Source organism: Streptomyces sp. CB02366, from assembly GCF_001905905.1.
Classification (GTDB): Bacteria; Actinomycetota; Actinomycetes; order Streptomycetales; family Streptomycetaceae; genus Streptomyces.
Map to the genome: position 1 here is coordinate 772,167 of NZ_LIVT01000003.1, position 25,896 is coordinate 798,062.

The following is a 25,896-nucleotide window of genomic DNA, read 5'->3' on the forward strand; positions in this document are numbered from 1 at the left end:
GGTTCTGGAACTCCGGGGACCGGCCGCACAGGCGTCCGAGGTATCCCTCGGACATGACCGATGCGGAGTGAGCTGTCGTGCGCGAGGCAATGCCCGTGCCCGCCTGGCTGGAGGGGAGGGGCGGGCAGCCGGAGGACACCTGCCCACCGGCAGCTGGTCGACGCGGTGCGCTACCTGGTCGCGGTCGGCATCGATGCCGATCGTGAGCTGGGACTTCGACGGCGGGAAGAAGGTCAACGGCCGCAAGCGGCACATCGTCGTGGACACTCTCGGACTGCTGCTGACGGTGCTGGACACGCGGCCTGCATCACCGACCGCGACGCCGGAACGACGATGCTGGAGCGGCTGCGTCAGCGGCACTGGCGTATCACGCTGGTGTGGGCCGACAGTGTTTACCCCGACCGGTCGGCGGTGCCCGGCAAGCTCTGGCGCATGCTGTTCAGCAAGGCAATCAACGACATCGGCGTCCTACTGCAGCTCGACCGGATCGGCTGGTCAGCGGTCGCCCGGAGCTGACGCGTCCCGTGCCACGAGTCGCACAGGCCGTTGGGGCGGGGTCCGGAGGAGCCCCCGCCGGGTAACCGCGCGGCTGGAAGCCACGCGCACAGGCGGGAAGGCCATCCACCTTGCCCCGATGTAAGGGACGCGGCACTGCCGGATCGGCCGAAAGGCCGATGGCGGGAGGGGTTCACCGGGTGAGGGAGGGTTGCAGTTTGGGTTGCATTCAGCTCTGTTCGAGGGGGTTCAGCTCGGCCAGCTGGCACGGTCCCACTGCAGTTCAGGACGGTGGCGAACCTTCCCGGACCCCCGGACGAACAGTTGGAAAGCGTGTTGGGGGCAACCCCTCACGAGTTCGAATCTCGTATCCTCCGCCATTGCTCTCACCGGGCAATACGTCGAAGGGCCCCACCGTTCGCGGTGGGGCCCTTCGGCGTTGGGGTGACGAGCGGCACACCGGTTCTCGATCCGGCGCCCCGGCGCCGCACCCCGACGAGTCCGCTGCGGGGCGCGGACGCATCGTGCCCCGGCAGGCAACGACGACCTCGCACTCTCTTTCGCCCAAGAGCGACGGGACCGACTGACGCGGTCCGATGACGTGTACAGCAGTCCGAACCGCGCGAACCGGCGGAACGGGCGAGTGGCCTCCCTGGCAGAACGGTCGGTTCGGGCAGGATGGGGGCATGCCTACGCGACCTGCCTCTGTCCTCGTGTAGGACGGCGACTGCGCCTTCTGTACCGCGTCGGTGGACTTCTTGACGCGGTGGGTACGGCCCAAGGGCACGGTCACCCCGTGGCAGTTCGCCGACCTGGAGGCTCTCGGCACCACCCAGGAGCGGGCCGAGCACGAGGTGCTGTGGATCTCGCCGCTCGGCTCGGTGTACGGCGGTGCGCAGGCCGTCGCCAAGATCCTGTTGAGCGCAGGCGGCGGCTGGGCGTGGCTGGGTGGGCTGCTCACCCTGCCCCCGGCGCGGTGGATCGCCCACGGGGGCTACCGGCTCGTCGCCGCCAACCGCACCCGCCTGCCCGGCGGCTCGCCGGCCTGCGCGCTGCCGGCGAACCGCAGGCCGGGCGGCCGGTCCGCGTCCTAGGGACGATCGCGGACCGGGAGGACGGGGCCGCCCTGCTTCGGCACCGCGCCTCGCGGCACCCCGGCGTCGTCCAGCGCGCCGGATGCTTCCGGCGCCCCTGCCGGTACGGGCTGCGGCTCGTCGGTGCGTCCGAGCGCCCGCCGGGCCAGCCTTCCGGCCGCGACCCAGAACCGGTCGGGCAGGAACACCGCGTCGGCGATGATCATCGCGCCCGAGAACAGCGGAAGCCCCATGAGCACCGCGATTCCGAGGTGCATGCCGAGCAGCATCGTCAGCACCGGGTATTTGAGCCTGCCGAACAGCACGAACGGGAAGGCCACCTGGAGAAGCACGGTCAGGTAGCCGACCACCGCGAGGGCGAGCGCCTGGTCGTCCGCCCAGAGGGAGAGCGCAGGCCACGGCTGGAAGAGGTCGAGGTTCAGGACGTAGTGCAGCGCGGTTCCGGCCCCCCAGGTGCCTCCCTGCACCTTGTAGAGGCCGGCGGCACCGTAGAGGAAGCAGACCTGAGCGCCGATCACGAGGAGGCCGCAGTTGTGTACGGCCGTGGCCACAGTGCGCCTGGCTTCCGCGAGCCGGGGCGGGAGGGCGGGCACGCGTCGGGGGGCGCCGGCCCGCCGGGCCCTCCTGGCGTCCAGGGACCAGCGACGGCCCGATGCCATGAGGACGAGATAGAGCGCCATCAGCAGGACGAGGTTGTCGCCTCCGTCCGTCATGAAGATCGAGCGTGCGTGGAACGAGGCCACGACGACGGCGAAGAGCACGGAGACCGCGCGCGTCCGCCAGCCCAGCAGGAACAGGACGCTGACGGCGACGGCCGCCGCGTAGCAGAGCTCGAAGTAGAGGCGGCTGTCCGAGAGGGTCAGCACGCTGACCCAGCCGGTCTGGTCGAAGAGCCGCCGCGCCAGGTCCGGCGTCCACGGGGAGCCGGGGCCCCAGATGTGGTCGCGGTGGGGGAACTCGCGCAGCAGGAAGACGAGATAGAGCAGGCCGTACCCGATGCGCAGGACCGACACCGCGTAGAGGGAGAGGGGCCGCTCGGTCAGCAGCGCCCAGGCGTGGCGGGCCGCTCCCGTGACCCGTACCAGGGGGCGGGTGGGGCCGTTGGCCGGCTCAGGCATCCGAGGCCACCTTCCACCACGGCAGGAGCCGTGTCTCGGCGTTCTTCGCGGCCGTGCGGCGGTCGCCGTCCGCGCTGCCCTGAGGGGCGACGGGCAGGGTGACCACCCGGAGCTGGATGTTCTCGAAGGGCTTGCCGTCCCGTTCGGCCATGCGGTCCACGGCGATGTTCCGCAGGTACTGCTGCATCATCACGGCCCGGTCCGAGCGCGAGAGGTCGTCGCCTCCGTGGAGTTCGACGTACGACGTCCAGGACCGGCGCAGCATGTTCTGCGAGGTGTGGCTGGGGAAAGCGTTGTGCTTGATGGCGGAGGCGTCCACGGCGGTCAGGTCGACCCAGTCGCCGACCTGGACGGAGCCGTCCGGGGCCGTGTGCGCGGTCCGGGCGGAGATCTGCCGGTTGACGGAGTCCGGGTCGGGCGCGAACAGCCGCCAGTTCTGCTCGAAGAGGGGGTAGATCCATGCGTCCACCTGGGAGTTGAAGCGCTGCGACAGCACGTTCGGCGGTGCCACGTGCAGGAACACCAGGCCGACGTGGGCCAGGGAGGCGGCCAAGCAGAGCGCCACGGCGGCGTGGAGGGCTCTTCTTCGCAAGGGACCGCGTACCGGGTCGCGTCCCCGGCCGCTTCCATCGCTGCCTTCGCGCGCCCCTTCACGGCTGCGCTCTTGTTCCGTCGCGGCTCCGTCCAGCACGTGTCCCGCCCTGTTCTTCTCGTCGTCCGTCTCGGGGGTGCGTGCGGCGGCGCAGGAGGTCGTGCTCCGCCGCACGCCGTTCATCCGGCAGCGCGCGTGCCGCGCCGCCGGTCAGCCCTCGTGGTGGGCGGGGCCTTCCGGCTTGTCGCCGTAACCGCCGTGCTGCTCGCCGTAGCCGGATCCGTGGTCGCCGGGGCGTCCTCCGCCGTAGCCGTAGCCGCCGCTGTCGTGGCCACCGGAGTGACCGCCTGTGGCACCGCCCTTGCCACCGCCCGTGTGGCCTCCTGTGACGCCGCCCTTGCCACCGCCCGTGGTGTTGCCGGCGATGTTCCCGGCCGTGTTGCCGACCGTGGTGCCCGTGGTGGTCGAACCGCCCGGGGTCCCTCCGGTGGTGCCGCCGGTCACGACGCCGCCGAGCACCCCGCCCAGCACCCCGCCGGCTCCACCGGTCGTACCGCCGGTCACGACGCCGCCGAGCACCCCGCCCAGCACGCCGCCGGTGGTCCCGGTGGTGGTACCCGTGGTGGTCCCGGTCGTCGTACCCGTCGTGGTTCCCGTGGTCGTGCCCGTGGTCGTGCCGGACGTGGTGCCGCCGGAGCAGGTGGAGCGGGTGATGCGGTTGTTGTCCAGGGTGACCGAGCCGTTGCGGGCCAGCGCCCGGCCCTCGATGGTCGCGCCGGTGGTCACGCTGATCGAGGTCAGCGCCAGGATGTTGCCGATGAAGGTCGAATCCGTACCGAGCGTGGCCGAACTGCCGATCTGCCAGAACACGTTGCACGGCTGCGCGCCGTTGATGAGGTTGACGCGGCTGGCGGACGCCGTCGTCAGGCCCGAGCCGACCTGGAAGACCCACACGGCGTTGGGGTCGCCCTCCGCGTCGAGGGTGAGCGTGCCGGTGAGGCCCAGCGTGGAGGAGGCCGTGTAGACGCCGGGCACCAGCGTCAGGCCTCCGGCGTCCGGCGGCAGCGCCGCGTCCGTGGCCTGGCCGGCAGCGTTGTTGTACGCCACCACCAGGTCGGACTTGGCCTGGAGCGCGACGGCATCCGCCGAGTGCTGGACCCCGTTGACGAGCCCCGGCGGGAATCCGCTGATGGCCGTTCCCGGGCTGACGCCGAGATCCCCGGTGATCACGGTGGGGCCGGTATTGGTGACCGACTCCCCCGCCAGCACCGCGAAACTGTCCGCCGTCCCCAGCGGTACGGGCGTGGCGATGGCGAAGGCCGGGACCGTCGTCACGGCGACCATGGCCGCCGCGACCGTCGCTGTGACAGCCGCGGTGAGCCAGGAGGAGACAAGGCGCCGTACTGCAGGATCAGGAGTTCTGAGCTTCATCAGAAACCGATTTTCTGTGCGAGGCGTCGGCTTCCGAGCCGTTCACGGTTTCCCGGAAGCCCTCGTGTGTCGGGAGCACAATACGCACAGAAGCAGCCCTTAAATCCAGACGAATGGTGGCGAGTCAGGTCTTTTTTCGAGTACTCAATGAGGAGCAGAGGAAATTCAACGAAGCACCCCTTAAAACTCTTTGAACACACCCGGAAAGAACGTTACTGCGCGCCGCAGAAATGTTTACTCGGAAACTCGTTCCCCACGGACACGAGTCGAATGGAAGGGCAATGCCTCACACGTTTGCCACCGACGTGTCGGCAGCACCACCCGACCGGCGGACGCGAGGGGGCCGCGCTGTCCTCACCTGGGAACCCGTCAGCCGTGGTCGGAGGCGTCCCGGTTCGAAGGGTTCCCGGGCCCTGTGCTGGACCGTGCGGGCCGGGGCAGTGCGGGTCGTTACGCGCGGAGGCGGCGCAGCGCTGAGCCCTCCATGAGGCCGGCTTCCCCTGATCACGGGGCGCAGCGCGCCCGATGCCGACGGGCATGGGCGCCGCGATCCGGACCGCCCCTTTCTCGCGTACGGACACGGGAGCAGTCGAGCGATCACCTGGTTGCACCGGTAGCGCCACTCCATTCGGGCCGACGGCCGCGACCACCGGTATCGGGAGGGGCCTTCGGAAGCGGGCTGATGCCCGGCTCGAAGGGGCGCGGAGGTAGATCCGCGTGCGGTGCGGTGAATAGGCGTGGGCATACAGGTGCACGCACTGTTCGTCCGATTCGGAGTGCGTCAGCGTGAAGGTCGCGGAGCCCGTGTCGGAGCGGAGGGTGCCCTTGTAGGCGGCATGAGGGGAAGGGGCGGCGGCCGGAAAGGCGGGCCCCTGCGGCCGCTCATCCAGGCCGGGGCCACCCCCTCGGCCCAGCCGATGCCCGACCCGGCCGACGCCGGCTCCGGAGAGGCCCCGCGGCGGCTGGTCATCGACCCCTGTCCCTCGTCCTCGTCGTACCGGCCCTGCGCATGCGAGCGGCAGTCGATGTACAGGCCCCGCGGGGCGGCGCGGACCGGCCCGCCCCTTCCCGTGCGCGCCCCTCTCGGGAGCGGTCGGCGGCAGAGGAGGCCCGCCATGGTGCACGCCTCTCGGCAGACGTCGCTTTTCGGACAACCTGGGCCACTCGGGGGACGGGAGACAACCCGAAGCGCCCCGGGCCGCCTCTCACAGGCCGGACACAGCGTCGTCACAGGTGAGTTGGGGCCGTGCTGCCGTCCACGTTTCCTTACGCACTCGGAAAGCCGGAAGTACGAGGAATGATGACCAGATCCCCGCAGGGCCGCACCAACCGCCTCGCCCGCACCCCGCTCGCCGTCGCCGCGGCCATCGCCGTGACCGCGGGCGTCGTCGCCGCCGCGCCCGGCGCCAAGACGGCGGCGCCGAAGCCGAAGCTCAGCCTGATCGCGGCCTCCACCTCGGTGACGCTCGACTCGTGGAAGGAGGACCCCGGCGTCTACCTGGACCTCGGGACCTATCTGACCTCGGAGAACGGCGCCTTCGAGCTCAAGGTGACCCGGAAGTCCTACAAGGACCCGGTCGTCGCCTCGCAGGTCTTCCGGAACGGGAAGAAGACCACGACCAAGACGCTCCCCGCCGGGCTCGTGAAGGACTTCTCCGGGCTGCCGGACTTCGCGCAGGTCCAGCTCACCGACGCGGCCGGCAAGACCGTGCTCAAGCAGACCGAGGCGTTCTGCCCCAACAACGCGTCCGGGCGGGTCCGGCCGGACGCCCCCGCCAACTCGAAGTACCCGCAGAGCTGCCCGGTGAACCCGTTCACCCTCGGCTCGGTGTGGGGCGTGGAGAACGGCTGGGCGTCCAACACCTACGCCGGGTACTACTCCAAGCCGGTCCAGCTGGCCGCCGGCACGTACACCGCCAAGATCAACGTCACCAAGAAGTACCGCGACCTCTTCGGCATCGCGAGCAAGCCGCAGACCGTCAAGGTCGTCGTGCGGGAGCGCAGCTGGGAGGAGCCGCCCCCGGCCCCCGCCGGACGCAGCGCCGCCTCCGCGCACCAGGGCCACGAAGGGCACGTCGCGAAGGCTCCGGCCTCCGGCCACGGCGCCCACGCGGGGCACGGTGCTCCGGTCCGTACCGAGGCGCCCGCCGCCCGGACGACCGGCGCCGGCGCCACGTTCAACGTCGGCCACGGGCCTTACCCGCCCGCGCCGCCCGCCCTGCCGTGGGCGCTGAAGAAGGAGTCGCTCCAGCGGCAGTCCTTCGCCGCCGCCACGGTCGGCGACCGGGCCGGGCAGACCGACGGCTCGCGCCGGGCTCCGGCCGCGAGGCCCAACGCGAAGCGTCCCACCGGCAAGGCGTCCGTGCCCGCCGTGCCCAAGCCGGACCTGCGCTCGCTGCCGGCGTACGGCATCACCGTCAGCGACGGTTACGAGGAGGTTCCCGGCAAGGACTACCTCGCCTTCAGCGCCAACGTGTGGAACGCGGGTCCGGCCAAGCTCGTCGTGGACGGCTTCCGCTCCCCGGGCAAGGAGCTGATGGACGCGTACCAGTACTTCTACGACGCCAAGGGCAAGCAGGTCGGCTACACCCCGACCGGCACCATGGAGTGGGACCCGCGCCCCGGCCACGAGCACTGGCACTTCACTGACTTCGCCAGCTACCGGCTGCTGAAGGCCGACAAGAAGGAGACGGTCCGCAGCGGCAAGGAGGCGTTCTGCCTGGCCAACACCGACGCCGTCGACTACACGGTGAAGAACGCCAACTGGCACCCCGACAACACCGACCTGTCCACCGCGTGCGGCCAGGAGAACTCGATCTCCGTCCGCGAGGTGCTGGACGTGGGCTCCGGCGACACCTACACCCAGGACCTGCCCGGCCAGTCCTTCGACATCACCAACCTGCCGAACGGCACGTACTACATCCAGGTGCTCGCCAACCCGGAGAACCGGCTCAAGGAGACCAACCACAAGAACAACAGCGCGCTGCGCAAGGTCGTCCTCGGCGGGAAGAAGGGCGCCCGCACCGTGAAGGTGCCCGCCCATCACCTGGTGAAGGGCAACTGATCACGTACAGCCGCGGGTCGGCCTGACCCGGCGTACGCCTGCCGCCGCCCCCGGGTGTCCGTCCCCGGGGGCGGCGGCTTGCCGACGGCCGCCGGGCAGCCGGGCGGAGTCCGGACTGGGCTGGGCTGGGCTGGGCTGGGGCAACGGACGCCACCGCATAAGGCGCGCCGCCCCCGCCGGGTCACCCCCGGCCCCCCTCCCCCACCGGCCGCCGGTCCACGATCCGGGCCGTGGCGTCCGCGTCCAGGTGGGCGGTGCCCTCCTCGCCGGTGACCGTGACCCGGATCCGGGGGCCTGTGCCGGGGTCCGGGGTCACGTCGATGCGCCAGCTCTTGGGGGCGCGGACGCCGAGCGTCGTGCGGGCCTCGCGGACCAGGGCGGGGAACAGTTCGTACGGGAGCATCTGGACGTGGAACGTCTCGGCGGGCGGGCGGGCGAGGTCACCGCGGATCTCCATCCGGCGCTCCTGGATGGAGATCGCGGTGACGTCCGAGGCGTCCGCCCGGTGCGCCAGCTTCGTGGCCGTCTCCCTCATCCGGCCCAGGACCAGCAGCGAGGTGGAGGGCCCGGAGACCGTGGTGGACGTGGTGAACCGCCGGGACACGGAGACGGAGGCGGAGGCCGACGACGTGACGGAGGGCTGCTTCGAGGAGGGCGCCGCGTCGTCCTCCCGCGTGAACAGTTCACCCCGGAAGAGCAGCACCACCAGCGCCGCGCCCGCCAGGAACGCGACGAGCACCAGCACGCACCAGGCGCCCTCGCTCGGCCCCGGATTCTCCACCAGCGTGGACGCGGGCGCGGAGTCGATCTCCGCCTCCTCGGCCCGACGGCTCCACTCCGGGGTCGGGCGGGTGACGATCCGCACCTCCCAGGGCTCGGCCGGGCGGTACTCCACCACCGCGATGCCGCGCGGCCGGTAGGCGGGGATGTCGACCAGGTTGATGTGCTGGTCGAACTTCACCCGGTACGCGGAACGGCCGTCCTCCGGCTCCGGTGCGACCGTCAGCCAGAACGTCACCGGTACGTCGGCCGATTCGCCGCTCGTGGCCCGCAGGTCCTCGATCCGGGCGAGGGCGGTCCGGGTGACCGGCGGCTCGGCCGGTCCGGAGGGCCGGCGCCCGGTGATGAAGCCGATCAGGATCAGGAGGAGCAGGGCCCCGCCGCCGGAGAGGAAGACCGGAACCCGTTCCAGGATCACGCCGACCACGAGCGCCGCGACCGCCGCCCCGACCGCTCCCGAGGTGAAGGTCAGACGCAGCCCGGAAAAGATCGCCTTCGCCGTCGAACGCCCGCGCACGGCAAGCCCGTCGGCCTCGGCCGCGTCCTGCGCGGCCGGCCCCTGCCCCGTTGTCCCCATGACCGTGATTGTGCCGGTCGGGGGCCGACCGGGGCAGGGCCCTGCGGAAGAAATCCCGGGGCAGGGCCCTGCGGAAGAAATACGGTTCGGGCGGTCCCGCGCCGCCCGCCGGGGCCGGCGCGGCGGACCGGGGGTCAGTCCTCGCCCTCCAGGTTTCCTTCCGTCTCCAGGTAGACCTGGCGCAGCGCTTCCAGCACCGCCGGGTCCGGCTTGGCCCACATGCCGCGCGACTCGGCCTCCAGCAGGCGTTCCGCGATGCCGTGCAGCGCCCAGGGGTTGGCCTCCTGGAGGAACTGCTTGTTCTCCGGGTCGAGCACGTACGCCTCGGTGAGCTTGTCGTACATCCAGTCGGCGACGACGCCGGTCGTGGCGTCGTACCCGAAGAGGTAGTCCACCGTGGCCGCCAGCTCGAACGCGCCCTTGTAGCCGTGGCGGCGCATCGCCGCGATCCACTTGGGGTTGACGACGCGGGCGCGGAAGACGCGGGACGTCTCCTCGACCAGGGTGCGGGTGCGGACGGACTCGGGGCGGGTGGAGTCCCCGATGTACGCCTCCGGGGCGGTGCCCTTGAGCGCGCGGACGGTGGCCACCATGCCGCCGTGGTACTGGAAGTAGTCGTCGGAGTCCGCGATGTCGTGCTCGCGGGTGTCGGTGTTCTTGGCGGCGACCTCGATGCGCTGGTAGGCGCTCTCCATCTCCGCACGGGCCGGGCGGCCGTTCAGCTCGCGGCCGTAGGCGTAGCCGCCCCACACCGTGTAGACCTCGGCGAGGTCGGCGTCGGTGCGCCAGTCGCGGGAGTCGATGAGCTGGAGGAGGCCCGCGCCGTACGTTCCGGGGCGGGAGCCGAAGATACGGGTGGTGGCCCGGCGTTCGTCGCCGTGCTCGGCCAGGTCGGCCTGGGTGTGCGCCCGTACGTGGTTCCGCTCGGCCGGCTCGTCCAGCGAGGCCGCCAGCCGTACGGCGTCGTCGAGCAGTCCCACCGTGTGCGGGAAGGCGTCCCGGAAGAACCCCGAGATGCGGAGCGTCACGTCGATGCGGGGGCGGCCCAACTCCTCGTACGGAATGGGCTCCAGGCCGGTCACGCGGCGCGAGGCGTCGTCCCAGACGGGGCGGATGCCGAGCAGCGCGAAGGCTTCCGCGATGTCGTCGCCCGCCGTGCGCATCGCGCTGGTGCCCCAGAGGGAGAGGCCGACCGAGGTGGGCCAGTCGCCGTTGTCGGTCCGGTAGCGGGTCAACAAGGATTCCGCCAGGGCCTGGCCCGTTTCCCAGGCCAGCTTGGAGGGGACGGCCTTCGGGTCCACCGAGTAGAAGTTGCGGCCGGTGGGGAGGACGTTGACCAGGCCGCGGAGCGGGGAGCCGGAGGGGCCCGCCGGGACGAATCCGCCGTTCAACGCGTGGACGGCGTGGGTGAGTTCGTCGGTCGTGGCCGCCATGCGCGGGACGACCTCGGTGGCCGCGAAGGTGAGGATGTCCGCCACGGCGCCGGGGAGGCCGGCGGCGACCTCCGCTACGGCCGCAGGGTCCCAGTCCGCGTCGTCCATCGCCTGGACCAGGGCGCGGGCCTGCTCCTCGACCGCGTCGGCGTCGGTGCGGACGGCCGCCGACTCGTCGAGGCCGAGCGCCTCGCGCAGGCCGGGGAGGGAAGCCGTGCCGCCCCAGATCTGGCGGGCGCGGAGCACGGCCAGGACCAGGTTGACCCGGTCGTTCCCGGCGGGCGGGTTGCCCAGGACGTGCAGGCCGTCGCGGATCTGGACGTCCTTGATCTCGCAGAGCCAGCCGTCGAGATGCATGATGAAGTCGTCGAAGCCCTCGTCCTCCGGGCGGTCCTCCACCCCGAGGTCGTGGTCGAGCTTCGCGGCCTGGATCAGCGTCCAGATCTGCGCGCGGATCGCGGGCAGCTTCGCCGGGTCCATGGCGGCGATCTGCGCGTGCTCGTCGAGGAGCTGCTCCAGCCGGGCGATGTCGCCGTAGCTGTCGGCGCGGGCCATCGGCGGCACCAGGTGGTCGATCAGCGTGGCGTGGACGCGGCGCTTGGCCTGCGTGCCCTCGCCCGGGTCGTTCACCAGGAACGGGTAGACGAGGGGGAGGTCGCCGAGGGCGGCGTCGGGGCCGCAGGCGGCGGAGAGCCCGGCGTTCTTGCCGGGCAGCCACTCCAGGTTGCCGTGCTTGCCCAGGTGGATCATGGCGTCCGCGCCGAAGCCGTTGTCCTCGGGGGAGGCGGCGATCCAGCGGTAGGCGGCCAGGTAGTGGTGGGAGGGCGGCAGGTCGGGGTCGTGGTAGATCGCGATCGGGTTCTCGCCGAAGCCGCGCGGCGGCTGGATGAGGACGAGGAGGTTGCCGCGCCGCAGGGCGGCGAGGACGATGTCGCCCTCCGGGTTGGCGGACCGGTCCACGAACATCTCGCCGGGGGCGGGGCCCCAGTGCTCCTCCACGGCGGTGCGCAGCTCCTCGGGGAGCCGGGCGAACCAGCGGCGGTAGTCGGCGGCCGGGATGCGGACCGGGTTCTTCGCCAACTGCTCCTCGGTCAGCCACTCCTGGTCGTGGCCGCCCGCCTCGATGAGGGCGTAGATCAGCTCGTCGCCGTCGCCGGAGACCAGGCCCGGGATGTCCTCCTCGGGGCCGAAGTCGTAGCCCTCGGCGCGCAGTCGGCGCAGCAGGGCGACGGCGCTGGCGGGGGTGTCGAGGCCGACCGCGTTGCCGATGCGGGAGTGCTTGGTCGGGTAGGCCGACAGCACCAGCGCGATCTTCTTCTCCGCGTTCGGGATGGTCCGCAGCTTCGCGTGGCGTACGGCGATCCCGGCGACCCGGGCGGCCCGCTCGGCGTCGGGGACGTACGCCGGGAGCCCGTCCTCGTCGATCTCCTTGAAGGAGAACGGAACGGTGATCAGGCGGCCGTCGAACTCCGGCACCGCGATCTGGGTGGCCGCGTCCAGCGGGGACACGCCCTCGTCGTTCTCCTCCCAGGCGCTGCGCGGGCTGGTCAGGCAGAGCGCCTGGAGGATCGGCACGTCGAGCCGGGTCAGCGCCCCCGCGTCCCACGACTCGTCGTCGCCGCCGGCCGACGCCTCGGCGGGCTTGGTGCCGCCCGCCGCGAGGACGGTGGTGACGATGGCGTCGGCGGCGCGCAGCGTCTCGATCAGCTCGTCCTCCGGCGTACGGAGGGAGGCGACGTACAGCGGGAGCGGGCGGCCCCCGGCCTCCTCGACCGCCGTGCACAGGGCGTCCACGAACGCGGTGTTCCCGCTCATGTGGTGGGCGCGGTAGTAGAGGACGGCGACGGTCGGCGCGTCCTCGGCCACCGGGCGGGCCTCCCGCTCCAGCGGGCCCCACGCGGGGGCCGGGGCGGGCGGTTCGAAGCCGTGGCCGGTCAGCAGGACGGTGTCGGAGAGGAACCGGGCGAGCTGTTCCAGGTTGGCGGGCCCGCCGTGCGCGAGGTAGGCGTGCGACTCGGCGGCGATCCCGATCGGCACGGTGGAGGCGGCCATCAGCTGGGCGTCGGGGGCCTGTTCACCGGTCAGCACGACGACGGGGCGGCCGGTGGCCAGCACCGCGTCCAGCCCCTCCTGCCAGGCCCGTACGCCGCCGAGGAGCCGTACGACGACGAGGTCGGCGCCGTCCAGCAGCTCCGGAAGGGCGTCGAGGTCGATGCGGGAGGGGTTGGCGTACCGGTAGCTGACGGGCCCCTCGGATGCGCGGGCGCTCAGGAGGTCGGTGTCGGACGTCGACAGGAGCAGGATCATGCTGCGTCAGGCCTTCCTCGGGGTGTCCACGCCCCGGGCGGTGTCGGAGGGTCTCCCCGGCGGCCCGGCGGGGGGCCGGGTGCTCGGGGAAGGGAGTTCCTGACTCGTCCGGCAGCCGGGGGCGGCGACCGGACTCACAGTGGCGGGACCGCGCCGGAATCTCACCGGGCTTCCTCCCCTGTCGCCGTCTGGCGATGGCGGCCTGAACGGACCACCGCCTGCATCCTAAGCGGCGGGGCGGGGGCGGGGCAGAGGGCGGGGGGCGGTGACCTGTGCCGGGGGCGGCGGCTCGTGCCGGAGGCGGTGGCCTGTTCCGGGAGCGGCGACCTGTTCCGGGAGCGGTGGCCTGTTCCGGGACAGAGGGCATGGGAGCGGTGGCCTGTTCCGGGAGCGGTGACCTGCCGGGGCAGAGGGCGGGGGAGCGGAGGGCCTGCCCGGGGGGGCGGCGATCCGTGCCCGGGCGGCCCGGCCCTCGGGCGGCCCCGGAGCCCTGATCACTGTCCTCCAGGTCACAGGAGCGGGCCCGCCGATCGGATGGGCGCGGTCGGTATGCTCGCCGCCATGCCCGATTCCGCCCCCTCGCCCCTTTCCCCGGGCGGCCCGGCCCCCCGCGACGGCGGCGACGCCTGCCCGGGGACGCTGCGGCTGCACCGGGCCGACGACGGTGCGCTGGCCCGGGTGCGGATCCCCGGCGGGGTGCTGGGCGCGGACGGCGCGGACGCCCTGCTCGCGGCGGCCGACCGGTTCGGGGACGGCGAACTGCACCTCACCTCGCGGGGCAACGTCCAGCTGCGCGGCCTCGACGCTGAGTGCGGCGGCGGGCTCGCCGAGCTGCTGGCAGCCGCCGGGCTGCTGCCGTCCGCCGCCCACGAGCGGGCCCGCAACATCGTGGCCTCCCCGCTCGCCGGGCTCGACGGTTCGCCCGCGCTCGGGGAGCATCTGGCCGAGCTGGACCGGCTGGTGTGCGCGAGCCCGGCCGCGGCGCGGCTCTCCGGCCGCTTCCTCTTCGCCCTGGACGCGGGGCACGGTGACGTGGACGCGCTCGGCGCGGACGTGACCCTGATCGCGGACGGCGACGGCTTCCTCCTGCGGGTCGGGGCGGGGGACGCGGTGTTCCGGGTTCCGGCCGGGGCGGGCCCGCGCGCCGCGCTGTCCGCCGCCGAGGCGTTCCTCCGGGCCGCCCGGGACTCCGGCGCCTGGCGCGTGAGCGACCTGCCCGAGGACGTACGGGCGGAGCTGGCGGGCGCCGTCGCCGCGTCGGCCGGCCCGGCCGTGCACCGCCCCCGTCCGCGCACGGCGACGCCCCCCGCCCCGGGCCCGCACGGTCCCGGCACACCGGCCGGGCCCGCCCCCGCGGCCCCGGCCCCGGCCCCGGCCCCGGCCGCGGACGGCACTGCGGCCCCGGCCCCGCGAGGCCCCGTCACCGCGATCAGCGTCCACGTTCCCCTGGGGCGGCTCACCCCCGCCCAGTGGCGGCTGCTCACCACGACGGCCCGGCGGCACGGCGGCGAGCTGCGGCTCACCCCCTGGCGGGGGATCGTCGTCCCCGGCCCCTTCCCCGGCGCCGGGGCGGCCGACGCGCTCCGCGCTCTGGGGGCGGCCGGGCTGATCGCCTCCCCCGACTCCCCGTGGACCGGCGTCGGCGCCTGCATCGGCCGTCCCGGCTGCGCGAAGTCGCTGGCCGACGTGCGCGCCCAAGCGGGGGCCGCCGTCGGACCGGTCGGGCGGCTCCCTGTGTACTGGTCCGGCTGCGAACGCCGCTGCGGCCACCCCCACGGGGAGTGGATCGACGTGGTCGCCACCCCGGACGGGCACCGCATCTCCCACGTGCGGGGAGAGCGGCGGGATCCGCCGCGGACGGTCCGCGCCGATCCGGAAGCACGCGCGGCAGCGGTGGCCGCCGCCCGCGCCTGAGCAGCCGTGGCCCCCTGTGGGCCACCCGTAGACCCCATGCAGACCGACCCTCCACCGGCAGAAGAAAGCGACAGCACTGTGCACCAGTACGAGAAGGACGGACCGGCGATCTACCGCCAGTCCTTCGCCACCATCCGCGCGGAGGCGGATCTGGCCGGGCTGCCCGCCGACGTCAGCCAGGTCGCCGTCCGGATGATCCACGCCTGCGGCATGGTCGACCTCGTACGCGACCTCGCGTTCTCGCCGAACGTCGTGGCCGACGCCCGCGCCGCCCTGCGCGCGGGTGCGCCGATCCTCTGCGACGTGGCGATGGTGGCCAGCGGGGTCACCCGCAAGCGGCTGCCCGCCGGCAACGACGTGGTGTGCACGCTCTCCGACCCGTCCGTGCCGGAGTTGGCCGCGAAGATGGGCACGACCCGCAGCGCGGCGGCCCTGGAGCTGTGGCGGGACCGGATGGAGGGCGCGGTCGTGGCCGTGGGCAACGCGCCGACCGCCCTGTTCCGGCTGCTGGAGATGGTCGAGGAGGGCGCCCCCCGCCCGGCCGCCGTCATCGGCGTCCCGGTCGGCTTCGTCGGCGCGATGGAGTCCAAGGAGGCCCTGGCCGAGCACGCTTCGGGCCTGGAGCACCTGATCGTCCGGGGCCGGCGCGGCGGCAGTGCGATAGCGGCGGCGGCGCTCAACGCCATCGCGAGCGAGGAGGAGTAGCGGTGACTTCTCCGTTGAACGGCACCGGCGCGGGCCGGCTCTACGGCGTCGGCCTCGGCCCCGGCGACCCGAACCTGATGACGCTGCGGGCCGTCCGGGCCATCGGCGAGGCGGACGTCGTCGCGTACCACAGCGCCCGGCACGGCCGCTCGATCGCCCGGTCCATCGCGGCGGAGCACCTGCGGTCCGACCACATCGAGGAACCCCTGGTCTACCCCGTCACGACGGAGACCACCGACCATCCGGGCGGCTACCGGGGCGCGTTGGAGGAGTTCTACGAGAAGGCCGCGGCCCGCCTCGCGGCGCACCTGGACGCCGGGCGGACCGTCGCGGTCCTCGCCGAGGGCGACCCGATGTTCTACGGCTCGTACATGCACATGCACAAGCGGCTGGCCGACCGGTACGCCACCGAGGTCATCCCGGGCGTGACGTCCGTCAGCGCGGCGGCGGCCCGGCTCGGCACCCCGCTCGTGGAGGGCGAGGAGATCCTCACGATCCTGCCCGGCACGCTGCCCGAGGAGGAGCTGACGGCCCGTCTCGCCGCCACGGACACGGCGGTGGTGATGAAGCTGGGGCGGACGTTCCCGGCGGTGCGCGGGGCGTTCGAGGCGTCGGGGCGGCTGGCCGAGGCCCGCTACGTGGAGCGGGCGACGATGGCCGGGGAGCGCACGGGCGAACTGGCGGACATCGACCCGGCGTCGGTGCCGTACTTCTCGGTGGCGGTGCTGCCGAGCCGGGTGGACGCGCCGCGCCCCGTCCCCTCCTCGGGCGGCGAGGTCGTGGTCGTCGGCACCGGGCCGGCGGGACCGCTGTGGCTGACGCCCGAGACGCGCGGGGCGCTCGCCGCCGCCGACGACCTGGTCGGGTACACCACCTATCTGGACCGGGTGCCGGTCCGCCCGGGCCAGGCGCGGCACGGTTCGGACAACAAGGTGGAGGCGGAGCGCGCCGAGTTCGCCCTGGACCTGGCGCGGCGCGGCCACCGGGTCGCGGTGGTATCGGGCGGCGACCCCGGGGTCTTCGCGATGGCGACGGCGGTCCTGGAGGCGGCCTCCCAGGAGGCGTACGCGGACGTCCCCGTCCGGGTCCTGCCCGGCGTCACCGCGGCCAACGCCGCGGCGGCCCGCGCGGGCGCCCCGCTGGGCCACGACTACGCCACGATCTCGCTCTCGGACCGGCTCAAGCCGTGGGAGGTCATCGCGGAGCGGTTGCGCGCGGCGGCCTCGGCGGACCTGGTGCTGGCGCTGTACAACCCGGGCTCGAAGTCCCGTACGCGTCAGGTCGGCCAGGCCCGCGACCTGCTGCTGGAGCACCGTTCGCCGGACACGCCGGTGGTGCTGGCGCGGGACGTGGGCGGCCCGACGGAGTCCGTGCGTACGGTGCGGCTGGCCGATCTGGACCCGGCGGAGGTGGACATGCGGACGCTGCTGATCGTGGGGTCGTCGCAGACCCGGTGGGTGCGGCGGGGCGAGGACGGTGAAACGGTCGTGTGGACGCCGCGCCGCTACCCGGAGGCGTAGGGCCGCGTCCGGAGGCGTAGGGCCGCGTCCGGAGGCGGCGCCGTTGTCCACAGGCGTGGACCCGTGCCGCTGCCCGGAGGCGTAGCACCGCATCCGAGCAGCGGCGCCGCTACCCGGAGGCGCAGGGCCTCTCGCCCAGCCAGGCCACGGCCTCCTCGGGTGTCGCGGCCACCGGCACCCCTTCCGGTACCGGTGGCCGCCGGACCACGACGACGGGAATCCCGGCCTCGCGGGCGGCGGTGAGCTTGGGCGCGGTGGCGTCCCCGCCGCTGTCCTTGGTCACCAGTACGTCGATCCGGTGGCGGCGGAGGAGCTCCCGCTCCCCGTCGAGGGTGAACGGACCCCGGTCGAGCAGGACTTCCGTCCGGGCCGGGCAGGGCGGCTCGGGGGCGTCGACGGAGCGCACGAGGAACCACAGGGGGTCGAGGTCCGCCCCCGCGAAGGCGGCGAGCCCCATCCGCCCGGTGGTGAGGAAGACCCGTGTGCCGAGGGCGGGCAGCAGCCCGGCGGCCTCGGCGAGCGTTCCGGCGGAGTGCCAGCGGTCGCCGTCCCGGGCGGCCCAGCCGGGCCGGCGGAGGGCGAGGAGGGGAACATGGGTCTGAGCGGCGGCCTCGGCCGCGTTCCGGCTCATGGTCGCGGCGAAGGGGTGGGTGGCATCGACGAGCGCGTCGACCCGGTGTTCGCGGAGCCACGCCGCGAGCCCGCCGGGCCCCCCGAATCCGCCGACCCGCACGTCGCCGGGCGGCAGGCGGGGCGCGGCGACCCGCCCGGCGAGCGAGGAGGTGACCCGGACGCGCCGGTCACCGGCATGGTTGCCGGTCAGGGCCTCGGCCAGCCGGCGGGCCTCGGTGGTTCCCCCCAGTACGAGAACGTGCATCATCGTCGGAACGGACTCTTTCATGAACGCTGAGGCGTGGGGCGTGGACGGCGGTACGGCCGCGGCGGGCGGCGGGCCCGAGGGCGGTCGCCGTGCCCAACTCAAACACACCGGCCTGCGCCCCGGCTGGACGACCGGCGCCTGTGCGACGGCGGCGACGACGGCCGCGTACACGGCCCTGCTGACCGGCGACTTCCCGGACCCGGTGACCATCACGCTGCCGAAGGGGCTGACGCCCGCGTTCGCGCTGGCGGTGGAGGAGCTGGCGGCCGGGCGGGAGGCGGCGACCGCCGGGGTGGTGAAGGACGCGGGCGACGACCCGGACGTGACGCACGGGGCGCTGGTGCGTTCGACGGTGCGGAGGCTGCCGCCCGGGTCCGGGGTGGTGTTCCGGGCGGGCCCGGGCGTGGGCACGGTCACCCTGCCCGGCCTGCCGCTGGAGGTCGGGGAGCCGGCGGTGAACCCGGTGCCGCGCCGGTTGATGCGCGAGCACGTCGAGCGGGTGGCGGCGGAGCACGGCGCGGCGGGCGACGTGGAGATCACGCTCTCGGTCGACCACGGCGAGGAGATCGCCCGCTCCACCTGGAACGGGCGCCTCGGCATCCTCGGCGGCCTGTCGATCCTCGGCACGACGGGGGTGGTCGTCCCCTACTCCTGTTCGGCGTGGATCGACTCGATCCGCCGGGGCGTGGACGTGGCGAGGGCGGCGGGCCTGACCCATGTGGCGGGCTGCACGGGCTCGACCTCGGAGCGGACGGTGGCCGCGGAGTACGGGCTGCCGGAGATCGCGCTGTTGGACATGGGCGACTTCGCGGGCGCGGTCCTGAAGTACGTACGCCGGCACCCGGTCGACCGCCTCACGATCTGCGGCGGCTTCGCCAAGCTCTCCAAGCTCGCGGCGGGCCACCTGGACCTCCACTCGGCCCGCTCCCAGGTGGACAAGCCCTTCCTCGCCGACCTGGCCCGCCGGGGCGGCGCCGACGACGGCCTGGCGTCGAGGATCGCCACCGCCAACACGGGCCTGGAGGCCCTGCGCCTGTGCGAGGCGGCGGGTGTCCCCCTGGGCGACCTGGTGGCCTCCCGCGCCCGCGACGAGGCCCTGGCGGTCCTGCGGGGCGCCCCGGTCGCGGTGGACGTGATCTGTATCGACCGGGCGGGGGCGGTGGTGGGGAGGGGGTAGGGGGCCGCGGTCCGGTGTATGGCCGGGCGGGCGCCGGGCGGCGCGGCGTACAGCACGCGTGCAGCACGAGGGGGAGGGCGATGCGGAGGCCGATGGCGATGCTTCACGCCCCAGAAGGTGTCAGTCATACGGTCTACGCTGCGCAGAGGCTGTTGCCATCTGGGCCCATGAGGCTGGACGCTGTCCTCCCGAGGCGGTTTCGCCCCTGTCAGGGCACTTGCGCCGCCCGGCGAGCTGCTACCCGATAGGTTCATCCCATGCCCGGCCGCCTTCTGGAACTGCATGTCGAAAACTTCCGCAGCCTTCGCGATGTGACGATCCCCCTCGGGCCGCTCACCGTCCTCGTGGGCCCGAACGGCGTGGGCAAATCGAACGTACTCAAGGTGTTCGACTTCCTCGCGGCGATCATCCGCACCGACCTGCAGCCCGCGCTCGACGAGCGCGGCGGGTTCGACGAAGTGGCCTTCTGGGGCGGCGACAAAGTACCGACTTCCATGGCCATCAAACTCAAAGCGGACTGGACGACGCATGCGAGCGCGAAAGCCCCGGACGAGTACTCGCTGATCATTCGTCGGCGCTCCTCACCCGGAAACCGCGATGCCTACACCTTGTCGCGTCAGGAGAGCTTCCAGTTCAAGCGGACTCAAGGACGAGGGCGTCGCATCACCATTTCCGGCGATGAGGCCCGAGTCGTGGACCGGCGAGCCGGCCGCGAGTCCGACGGGGGAAAGTTCGGAATCCAACGGCTGAGCAGCGGTCTGTCCACCCTGCCCCGCTTGGGGCGGAGCGACGGCGGGGAAGAAGTGACGAGAGTCGCGGACCGTCTGTCGTCCTTCAGGGTCTTCGATGTGGACGTGACCGCGGCCCGGCAGCCCACGCGCACCCACTCGATCAACGCCGGGCGCCTGGAACCGCGCGCGGAGAATCTGGCGGCGTTCCTGATCCGGCTCAGCACGAACGAGGAGCGCTGGGACCATCTGACCAGTGATGCGCGCCGCATTCTCCCGCAGTTGGACGCCATCGAGTTCGAGCAGGTCGGCGGCTTCGCGGACCGGCTGGCGGTGGTACTCCGCGAACGCGGTCTGCGACGGCCCACCCCCCTGGCCGACGCCTCGTTCGGAACGGTACGTCTCCTGGGCCTGCTGGCGATGCTCTACGATCCGCACCCCCCCGCCCTGACCTGTGTCGAAGAGATCGACCACGGTCTTCACCCCCAAGCGCTCGAACTCATCGTGGAACGCATGAGGGAGGCATCGGCCCGCACGCAGTTCATCGTGGCGACCCACTCCCCGGCACTCGTCGACCGGTTGGAGCCCCACGAGTTCATCGTGTGCGACCGGGATGACGACGGTGCGTCCATCATTCCCGCTCTGACAACGGACGAGATCCGGACGATCGTCGCGGAGACGGGCGATCAGCCTCTCGGTGAGCTGTGGTTCTCCGGTGTGCTGGGGGGCGACCTGACGGAGGACGAACTGTGAGTCGCCGACGGACGCACAAGCCGTCGAACCGAGGGGTCGTCGTCCTCGCGGGCGAGAGTGCGAACGACCGCCGCATGCTCGCTGCTTTCATCAAGGCCGCACATCCCGATCTCGCGTCCGCCGTCACCCTCACCGAGATCACCGACCCGGTGCGGTTGCGGAAGAAGTCGGGTCCCGACCTGGCTATGGCCGCGAGCACTCTGGTCAGCAAGGCCCGCGGCAAGGCCCGCCTGAAGGCGGGCGACTTCGTCGGGATCGCCGTACACGAGGACATGGACTCCTGCCCCGGGCCTGCCTACGACGCGGCGCGCAAGGCCGTTTCGGCCGCGTTGGGCAAGGCAGCCGGCACCGCCTCCTCCGTATACGCGCTCGCCGCCGCCGAATCCGAAGCCTGGCTTCTCCTCTTCCCGAAGGCATTTACGCTGCACCGGTCTTCCTGGAAGATTCCGGCGACGTGGAAAGGCAAGGACAGCGGGCGGCGCCGGACGCCGAAGGAGGACCTGGAAGGTCTCCTCACGAGCCCACGCTTCCGGGAGAGCGACGGACCGGAGATCGTGTCTGCGGCTCTGGCACAGGGACTGCTCGACAAGCCCGAGGGCTCGAACCGTTCCTACCAGGAATTCATCACGGACATCCGCGGCTGGGAAGCCCCCCGTCCGCCAGGACGCTGACGCCGGTCCTGCGGTCCGCCGAGTCGGAAGAACCAAGACGCGGGCCTGTCCGGGCTCGGCCCGTCAGCACTCCCCCCGGTCCCGCCCCACCGCGTACAGGTGGCTGTCGCGGAACTGTTCCGCGCCCAGCGTCCGGCCGACCATGATGACCGCCGTCCGGATCACCCCGGCCGCCTTCACCTGCTCGGCGATCGAGTCCAGCGGGCCCCGCAGAATGATCTCGTCCGGGCGGGACGCCATCGCCACGACCGCCGCCGGGCAGTCCGCCCCGTAGTGCGGGAGGAGTTCCGCCACCACCCGGTCCACGTACCGCGCCGCCAGGTGCAGCACGATCAGCGCGCCGCTGCGGCCCAGCGTCGCCAGGTCCTCGCCCTCCGGCATCGCCGTGGCCCGCTGGGCGATACGGGTCAGGATCACCGTCTGGCCGACCGTCGGAACGGTCAGCTCGCGCTTGAGCGCCGCCGCCGCCGCCGCGAACGCGGGGACGCCGGGCACCACTTCGTACGGGATGCCCGCCTCGTCCAGGCGTTTCATCTGCTCGTTCACCGCGCTGAACACCGACGGGTCGCCCGAGTGCAGCCGCGCCACGTCGTGGCCCTCCGCATGGGCGCGGACCAGTTCGGCGGTGATCTGCTCGATGTCCAGGTTCGCCGTGTCGATCAGGCGGGCGTCCCGCGGGCACTCGGCCAGCAGCTCCACCGGGACCAGGCTGCCCGCGTACAGGCAGACCGGGCTGGCGGCGAGGATCCGCGCGCCGCGCACCGTGATCAGGTCGGCGGCCCCCGGGCCCGCGCCGATGAAGTACACCGTCATGATCGATCTCCCTTGTCCGAATGCGCCCCGGAACCCGAGGACTTGACCACCGACCACTGCGTCACCGGCATCGCCTGCCGCCAGCCGGTGAAGCCGCCGACGGGGACCGCGTGGGCGACCGCGAGCCGCACCAGGTCGCCGCCGTACGCCTTGTGCCGTTCGGCCAGCAGCGCCTCCGACTCCAGCGTCACCGTGTTCGCGACCAGCCGGCCCCCCGGGCGCAGCGCCTCCCAGCACGCGTCGAGCAGGCCGGGCGCGGTCAGGCCGCCGCCGACGAACACCGCGTCGGGCACGGGCAGGCCGGCCAGGGAGGCGGGGGCCGGGCCGGTGACGACCGTCAGGCCGGGGACGCCCAGGCGTTCCGCGTTACGGCCGATCCGCTCGGCCCGCACCGGATCCCGCTCCACGCTCACCGCCCGGCAGGACGGGTGGGCGCGCAGCCACTCGATGGCGATGGAGCCCGAGCCGCCTCCCACGTCCCACAGGAGTTCGCCCGGCGCGGGAGCCAGGGCGCCCAGCGTGGCCGCCCGCACATGGCGCTTGGTGAGCTGGCCGTCGTGCTCGTACGCCTCGTCCGGCAGGCCCGGGACCGCACCGAGCCGCAGCGCGTCGGCGGACGGCCGGCACTCGATCGCGACGACGTTCAGGCGGTCGCCGGGCGGGTGCGTCCACCGTGCCGCGATCCCTTCGGCACACCCCTCGTCCTCGCCGCCCAGCTGCTCCAGGACCCGCAGCCGGCTCGGGCCGAATCCGCGGGCCGTGAGCAGGGCGGCGACCGCCGCGGGGGTGGACGCGTCCGCGCTCAGGACCAGCAGGCGGCGGCCCGCGTACAGGGAGGCGGCGAGCCGGGCCGCCGGACGGCCCACCAGCGTCACGACCTCCGTGTCCTCCAGCGGCCAGCCGAGACGGGCGCAGGCGTACGAGACGGAGGACGGGTGGGGGAAGACGCGCAGCCCCTCGGGCCCCAGCTCCTCGGCGAGCGCGCGCCCGATCCCGTAGAACATCGGATCCCCGCTGGCCAGCACCGCGATCCGGCGCTCCCGGTGTTCGGCCAGCAACCGGGGCACGGCCGGCCGCAGCGGCGACGGCCAGGCCACCCGCGCTCCGGCGCACTCCGGAGGGAGCAGGTCCAGCTGGCGCGCCCCGCCGATCAGCACCTCCGCCGTGCCCAGCGCCTCCCGGGCCGCACCCGACAGGCCGGGCCAGCCGTCCGCGCCGATCCCCACGACGGAGACCGGGTGGAGGGGAGCGGCGGCCGGCGGCGGAACGGGTGACACGTCGGGACCTCGATCAGCGGAGGGGTGGAGGAACGGAGGGGGGAGGGGTGGAGTCGGGAAGGGAAGCGGGAGCCGGGAGGGGCGGGAGGGGTGCGCGCCACGCGAGCGCGACGCTGCCGAACTTTACTGAACGCCCTGTTCCGCGCCCTCCGCCGGGTGAATCCGGAAAGTTTTCGCGCGTGGTGTCGAGAACGCCGCGTCGGCCCCGACGTCCCCTGTGCAGGAGGAAGAGGAACGAGGAACGAGCGAGCGGATCACGGAGGCGACGGTCATGAGGTATCTGGTGATGGTCCAGGGCAGCCAGGCGGACTACGACGCGCAGTCCGGCAAGGGGAGCGCCGACAGCCCGGCCTGGGACGAGAAGGCCGTGCAGGAGATGTTCGCCCATATGGGCAGCATCAACGACGACCTCGCCGAGTCGGGCGAACTGGTCACCGGCTACGGGCTGAAGGAGCCGGCCGCGGGCCGGGCCGTCAGCCTCGACGCCGAAGGCCGCCCGGTCGTCTCGGACGGGCCGTACAGCGAGACGAAGGAGCTGCTCGCCGGGTTCTGGGTGCTCGACTGCGAGAGCCTGGAGCGGGTGACCGAGATCGCGGCCCGCGTGGCGCGCTGCCCGCAGCCGGCCGGGGCGCCCGACTACCCGGTGCTCATCCGGCCCATCGACGGCGGGATCGACGACTAGCGGGATCGACGACCAGGGCGCCCAGGGCACCCGGGAGCCCCAGGCCTTGGGGCCGGCCGGAGCCCCCCGGGGCCCTTCGGCGTGTGGCGCTCGGCCGTACCGGGTGATCGACTGGTACGGACCCGGGTCCGACGGAGCCCACGGGTTCCGGGCTGACCGGCACCGGTGGCAGCGGCAGACGGCGGCCCGGGCAGCGGCAGCGGCAGCGGCAGCGGCACAAGCTTCGGCGAGACGCGGCGAGACGCGGGGAGGCGCATGGACCACGCGGCGGACGACGTCGTCGAGGATCTGGTGCACCGTCACGCGCCGCAGGTCCTCGGTGCGCTCGTCCGCCGGTACGGACACTTCGACCCGGCCGAGGACTCCGTCCAGGAGGCCCTGATCGCGGCCGCCGAGCAGTGGCCCCGGGACGGGGTGCCCGACAACCCGCGCGGCTGGCTGATCCGGGTCGCCTCCCGCCGCCTGACCGACCGGCTCCGCAGCGACGAGGCCCGGCGCAGACGTGAGGAGAGGGCGGCGGCGCTCACCCCGGCGGACGCGTTCGTCTCCCCGCCTCCCGGCGAAGGGGCCGCCGGGCGGAGCCGGGCCCCTGCGGAGGACGACACGCTCACCCTGCTCTTCCTCTGCTGCCACCCCTCGCTCTCCCCCGCCGCCCAGATCGCACTCACCCTCCGGGCGGTCGGCGGGCTCACCACAGCGGAGATCGCCCGCGCCCACCTGGTGCCGGAGGCGACGATGGCGCAGCGGATCAGCCGGGCCAAACGGGCGGTGCGCGGCACGCGGTTCCTGCGGCCGGACGGCCGGGAGCTCGACCGGCGGCTCGGGGCGGTGCTCCAGGTCCTCTACCTGATCTTCAACGAGGGGTACACCGCCTCCGCCGGCCCCGACCTCCACCGCACGGACCTGGCGCGGGAGGCGATCCGGCTGACCCGGGCCGTCCGGCGCCTGCTGCCCCGCGAAGGGCGCGTGACCGGGCTGCTGGCGCTCATGCTCCTCACCGAGGCGCGCGCCCCGGCGCGCACCGGGCAGGACGGCGAGCTGATCCCGCTCGACGAACAGGACCGTGCCCTCTGGGACCGTACGGCCATCGCGGAGGGCACCGCCCTGGCCGCGGAGGCGCTCGCCCTGGGCCCCGCCGGGGACTACCAGCTCCAGGCCGCGATCGCCGCCCTGCACGACGAGGCGGAGCGGGCCGAGGACACCGACTGGCCGCAGATCCTGGCCCTGTACGACCTCCTGGTGCGGCGCACCGCCGATCCCGCCGCCGCCCTGAGCCGGGCGGTCGCCGTGGCCATGGTGCACGGGCCGCGCGCCGGACTGGCGGAGGTCGACGCCCTGGCGGAGGCGGCGGGAGGGCACTACCGGTTCGACGCCGTCCGCGCCCATCTCCTGGAGCGGGCCGGGGACACGGCCGCCGCCCGTACCGCCTACCGCGCGGCCGCCGACGCCACCCTCAGCGAACCCGAGGCCCGTTATCTCCGGATGCGCGCGGACGAGGCCGAACGGTGAGGGCTCCGCGGTCGGCGCCGCGCCTCCCCTTCCTCCCTTCGGCCGAGCGGGAGAGGCCATCGGCGCAGTACCGGTCGCCGTCCGTCCGTCGTGCTCGCGATGATCGGCAGCGTGACCCCGAGCGGCAGCGGCGAGAACCCTGGAGAGGGCGACCAGGACCCGGGCGAGGGCGACGAGGGCCGGAACCCCGGGGCCGGTGAAGGGGAAGAGCGGGCCCGCCGTCCGAAAAGTGACGTGAACATGGTCCAAATCAGGACGCCACCACCGCTCCACCGACGGAATCCGGCCACACCTGTTCCCAGGCGGGACGCCACTCGCTAGCTTTCGCAGCATATTCGTTCAGCCGTTCCCCACCGATCCGCTCGGAACACCGGCG

The 25,896-nt window shown here is 73.3% G+C and carries 17 protein-coding genes, 1 tRNA gene, 2 pseudogenes and 1 riboswitch; of the genes and pseudogenes, 12 read left to right on the forward strand and 8 right to left on the reverse strand.

Going from position 1 to position 25,896, the window contains the following annotated elements; all coding sequences use genetic code 11:
- Positions 1-208 precede the first annotated feature (208 nt).
- The 3 genes and pseudogenes from AMK24_RS33130 to AMK24_RS12115 form a co-directional block, all read left to right on the forward strand.
- Positions 209-298: pseudogene (locus tag AMK24_RS33130) on the forward strand (IS5/IS1182 family transposase); the annotation flags it as partial.
- A 440-nt stretch (positions 299-738) separates the two neighbouring features.
- A tRNA-OTHER gene (locus AMK24_RS33935) sits at positions 739-875 on the forward strand.
- Positions 876-1,214: 339 nt separating this feature from the next.
- Positions 1,215-1,589 (forward strand): annotated as a pseudogene (locus tag AMK24_RS12115) (thiol-disulfide oxidoreductase DCC family protein); the annotation flags it as partial.
- Here the strand turns inward: AMK24_RS12115 and AMK24_RS12120 are convergent.
- From AMK24_RS12120 to AMK24_RS12130, 3 genes are read right to left on the reverse strand one after another with little or no spacing between them, the layout of a single operon-like run.
- Positions 1,586-2,707: an HTTM domain-containing protein gene (locus AMK24_RS12120; RefSeq protein ID WP_073767972.1), complete on the reverse strand. Its 1,122-nt coding sequence runs from the start codon at positions 2,705-2,707 to the stop codon at positions 1,586-1,588. The pseudogene AMK24_RS12115 and the gene AMK24_RS12120 sit on opposite strands and share 4 nt — an antisense overlap.
- Complete coding sequence (locus AMK24_RS12125) at positions 2,700-3,482, reverse strand: DUF5819 family protein (protein WP_384578353.1); 783 nt, start codon at positions 3,480-3,482, stop codon at positions 2,700-2,702. Before AMK24_RS12125 ends, AMK24_RS12120 begins: the two co-directional genes overlap by 8 nt.
- A gap of 27 nt (positions 3,483-3,509) precedes the next feature.
- Positions 3,510-4,730 (reverse strand): ice-binding family protein, encoded by a 1,221-nt coding sequence (locus tag AMK24_RS12130; protein ID WP_073767974.1) that lies wholly within the window; start codon positions 4,728-4,730, stop codon positions 3,510-3,512.
- Between the two features lie 1,297 nt (positions 4,731-6,027).
- Between AMK24_RS12130 and AMK24_RS12135 the strand changes: the two genes are divergently transcribed.
- Complete coding sequence (locus tag AMK24_RS12135; RefSeq protein ID WP_199876419.1) at positions 6,028-7,794, forward strand: lysyl oxidase family protein; 1,767 nt, start codon at positions 6,028-6,030, stop codon at positions 7,792-7,794.
- 181 nt (positions 7,795-7,975) lie between these two features.
- On the opposite strand, the gene AMK24_RS12140 is transcribed toward AMK24_RS12135, so the two are convergent.
- Both AMK24_RS12140 and cobN read right to left on the reverse strand, forming a co-directional pair.
- Positions 7,976-9,151: a hypothetical protein gene (locus AMK24_RS12140; RefSeq protein WP_073767976.1), complete on the reverse strand. Its 1,176-nt coding sequence runs from the start codon at positions 9,149-9,151 to the stop codon at positions 7,976-7,978.
- A 134-nt stretch (positions 9,152-9,285) separates the two neighbouring features.
- Complete coding sequence (cobN, locus tag AMK24_RS12145) at positions 9,286-12,891, reverse strand: cobaltochelatase subunit CobN (protein WP_073767978.1); 3,606 nt, start codon at positions 12,889-12,891, stop codon at positions 9,286-9,288.
- A 93-nt stretch (positions 12,892-12,984) separates the two neighbouring features.
- Positions 12,985-13,067, reverse strand: a riboswitch (cobalamin riboswitch).
- A gap of 373 nt (positions 13,068-13,440) precedes the next feature.
- Between cobN and AMK24_RS12150 the strand changes: the two genes are divergently transcribed.
- The 3 genes from AMK24_RS12150 to AMK24_RS12160 all read left to right on the forward strand — a co-directional run bounded on the left by AMK24_RS12150 (position 13,441) and on the right by AMK24_RS12160 (position 17,030).
- On the forward strand, positions 13,441-14,805 hold the full coding sequence (locus tag AMK24_RS12150; protein WP_073768866.1) for a cobalamin biosynthesis protein CobG: 1,365 nt from the start codon (positions 13,441-13,443) through the stop codon (positions 14,803-14,805).
- Positions 14,806-14,883: 78 nt separating this feature from the next.
- Complete coding sequence (locus tag AMK24_RS12155) at positions 14,884-15,510, forward strand: precorrin-8X methylmutase (RefSeq protein WP_073767980.1); 627 nt, start codon at positions 14,884-14,886, stop codon at positions 15,508-15,510.
- A gap of 2 nt (positions 15,511-15,512) precedes the next feature.
- Positions 15,513-17,030, forward strand: a complete 1,518-nt coding sequence (locus AMK24_RS12160; protein WP_073767982.1) for a precorrin-2 C(20)-methyltransferase — start codon at positions 15,513-15,515, stop codon at positions 17,028-17,030.
- A gap of 109 nt (positions 17,031-17,139) precedes the next feature.
- On the opposite strand, the gene AMK24_RS12165 is transcribed toward AMK24_RS12160, so the two are convergent.
- The gene (locus AMK24_RS12165) at positions 17,140-17,907 is read right to left on the reverse strand and encodes a cobalt-precorrin-6A reductase (protein ID WP_073768868.1); all 768 of its coding nucleotides are present in this window, start codon (positions 17,905-17,907) and stop codon (positions 17,140-17,142) included.
- A 22-nt stretch (positions 17,908-17,929) separates the two neighbouring features.
- On the opposite strand from AMK24_RS12165, the gene AMK24_RS12170 reads away from it, so the two are divergent.
- The 3 genes from AMK24_RS12170 to AMK24_RS12180 all read left to right on the forward strand — a co-directional run bounded on the left by AMK24_RS12170 (position 17,930) and on the right by AMK24_RS12180 (position 21,239).
- Positions 17,930-19,087, forward strand: coding sequence for a cobalt-precorrin-5B (C(1))-methyltransferase (locus AMK24_RS12170; protein WP_073767983.1), 1,158 nt, complete (start codon positions 17,930-17,932; stop codon positions 19,085-19,087).
- A gap of 257 nt (positions 19,088-19,344) precedes the next feature.
- The gene (locus AMK24_RS12175; protein ID WP_073767985.1) at positions 19,345-20,568 is read left to right on the forward strand and encodes an AAA family ATPase; all 1,224 of its coding nucleotides are present in this window, start codon (positions 19,345-19,347) and stop codon (positions 20,566-20,568) included.
- Between the two features lie 74 nt (positions 20,569-20,642).
- A complete protein-coding gene (locus AMK24_RS12180; protein WP_073767987.1) occupies positions 20,643-21,239 on the forward strand; it encodes a hypothetical protein in 597 nt (198 codons plus the stop codon).
- Positions 21,240-21,302: 63 nt separating this feature from the next.
- Here AMK24_RS12180 and cobM read toward each other — a convergent pair whose 3' ends face one another.
- Both cobM and cbiE read right to left on the reverse strand, forming a co-directional pair.
- Positions 21,303-22,052 (reverse strand): precorrin-4 C(11)-methyltransferase, encoded by a 750-nt coding sequence (gene cobM, locus AMK24_RS12185; protein ID WP_073767989.1) that lies wholly within the window; start codon positions 22,050-22,052, stop codon positions 21,303-21,305.
- On the reverse strand, positions 22,049-23,329 hold the full coding sequence (gene cbiE, locus AMK24_RS12190; RefSeq protein ID WP_073767991.1) for a precorrin-6y C5,15-methyltransferase (decarboxylating) subunit CbiE: 1,281 nt from the start codon (positions 23,327-23,329) through the stop codon (positions 22,049-22,051). Before cbiE ends, cobM begins: the two co-directional genes overlap by 4 nt.
- Positions 23,330-23,600: 271 nt before the next feature.
- Between cbiE and AMK24_RS12195 the strand changes: the two genes are divergently transcribed.
- Both AMK24_RS12195 and AMK24_RS12200 read left to right on the forward strand, forming a co-directional pair.
- Positions 23,601-24,011, forward strand: a complete 411-nt coding sequence (locus AMK24_RS12195) for a YciI family protein (RefSeq protein WP_073767993.1) — start codon at positions 23,601-23,603, stop codon at positions 24,009-24,011.
- Between the two features lie 255 nt (positions 24,012-24,266).
- The gene (locus tag AMK24_RS12200) at positions 24,267-25,520 is read left to right on the forward strand and encodes an RNA polymerase sigma factor (RefSeq protein ID WP_073767995.1); all 1,254 of its coding nucleotides are present in this window, start codon (positions 24,267-24,269) and stop codon (positions 25,518-25,520) included.
- Positions 25,521-25,896 lie beyond the last annotated feature (376 nt).

What these genes read in the sequence shown, in the direction of transcription:
- AMK24_RS12120 (WP_073767972.1), bottom strand. Translation starts at nt 2,707, where the DNA reads ATGCCTGAGCCGGCCAACGGCCCCACCCGCCCCCTGGTACGGGTCACG.
- AMK24_RS12125 (WP_384578353.1), bottom strand. Translation starts at nt 3,482, where the DNA reads ATGAACGGCGTGCGGCGGAGCACGACCTCCTGCGCCGCCGCACGCACC.
- AMK24_RS12130 (WP_073767974.1), bottom strand. Translation starts at nt 4,730, where the DNA reads ATGAAGCTCAGAACTCCTGATCCTGCAGTACGGCGCCTTGTCTCCTCC.
- AMK24_RS12135 (WP_199876419.1), top strand. Translation starts at nt 6,028, where the DNA reads ATGATGACCAGATCCCCGCAGGGCCGCACCAACCGCCTCGCCCGCACC.
- AMK24_RS12140 (WP_073767976.1), bottom strand. Translation starts at nt 9,151, where the DNA reads ATGGGGACAACGGGGCAGGGGCCGGCCGCGCAGGACGCGGCCGAGGCC.
- cobN (WP_073767978.1), bottom strand. Translation starts at nt 12,891, where the DNA reads ATGATCCTGCTCCTGTCGACGTCCGACACCGACCTCCTGAGCGCCCGC.
- AMK24_RS12150 (WP_073768866.1), top strand. Translation starts at nt 13,441, where the DNA reads ATGCTCGCCGCCATGCCCGATTCCGCCCCCTCGCCCCTTTCCCCGGGC.
- AMK24_RS12165 (WP_073768868.1), bottom strand. Translation starts at nt 17,907, where the DNA reads ATGCACGTTCTCGTACTGGGGGGAACCACCGAGGCCCGCCGGCTGGCC.
- AMK24_RS12170 (WP_073767983.1), top strand. Translation starts at nt 17,930, where the DNA reads ATGAACGCTGAGGCGTGGGGCGTGGACGGCGGTACGGCCGCGGCGGGC.
- AMK24_RS12175 (WP_073767985.1), top strand. Translation starts at nt 19,345, where the DNA reads ATGCCCGGCCGCCTTCTGGAACTGCATGTCGAAAACTTCCGCAGCCTT.
- AMK24_RS12180 (WP_073767987.1), top strand. Translation starts at nt 20,643, where the DNA reads ATGCTCGCTGCTTTCATCAAGGCCGCACATCCCGATCTCGCGTCCGCC.
- cobM (WP_073767989.1), bottom strand. Translation starts at nt 22,052, where the DNA reads ATGACGGTGTACTTCATCGGCGCGGGCCCGGGGGCCGCCGACCTGATC.
- AMK24_RS12195 (WP_073767993.1), top strand. Translation starts at nt 23,601, where the DNA reads ATGAGGTATCTGGTGATGGTCCAGGGCAGCCAGGCGGACTACGACGCG.
- AMK24_RS12200 (WP_073767995.1), top strand. Translation starts at nt 24,267, where the DNA reads ATGGACCACGCGGCGGACGACGTCGTCGAGGATCTGGTGCACCGTCAC.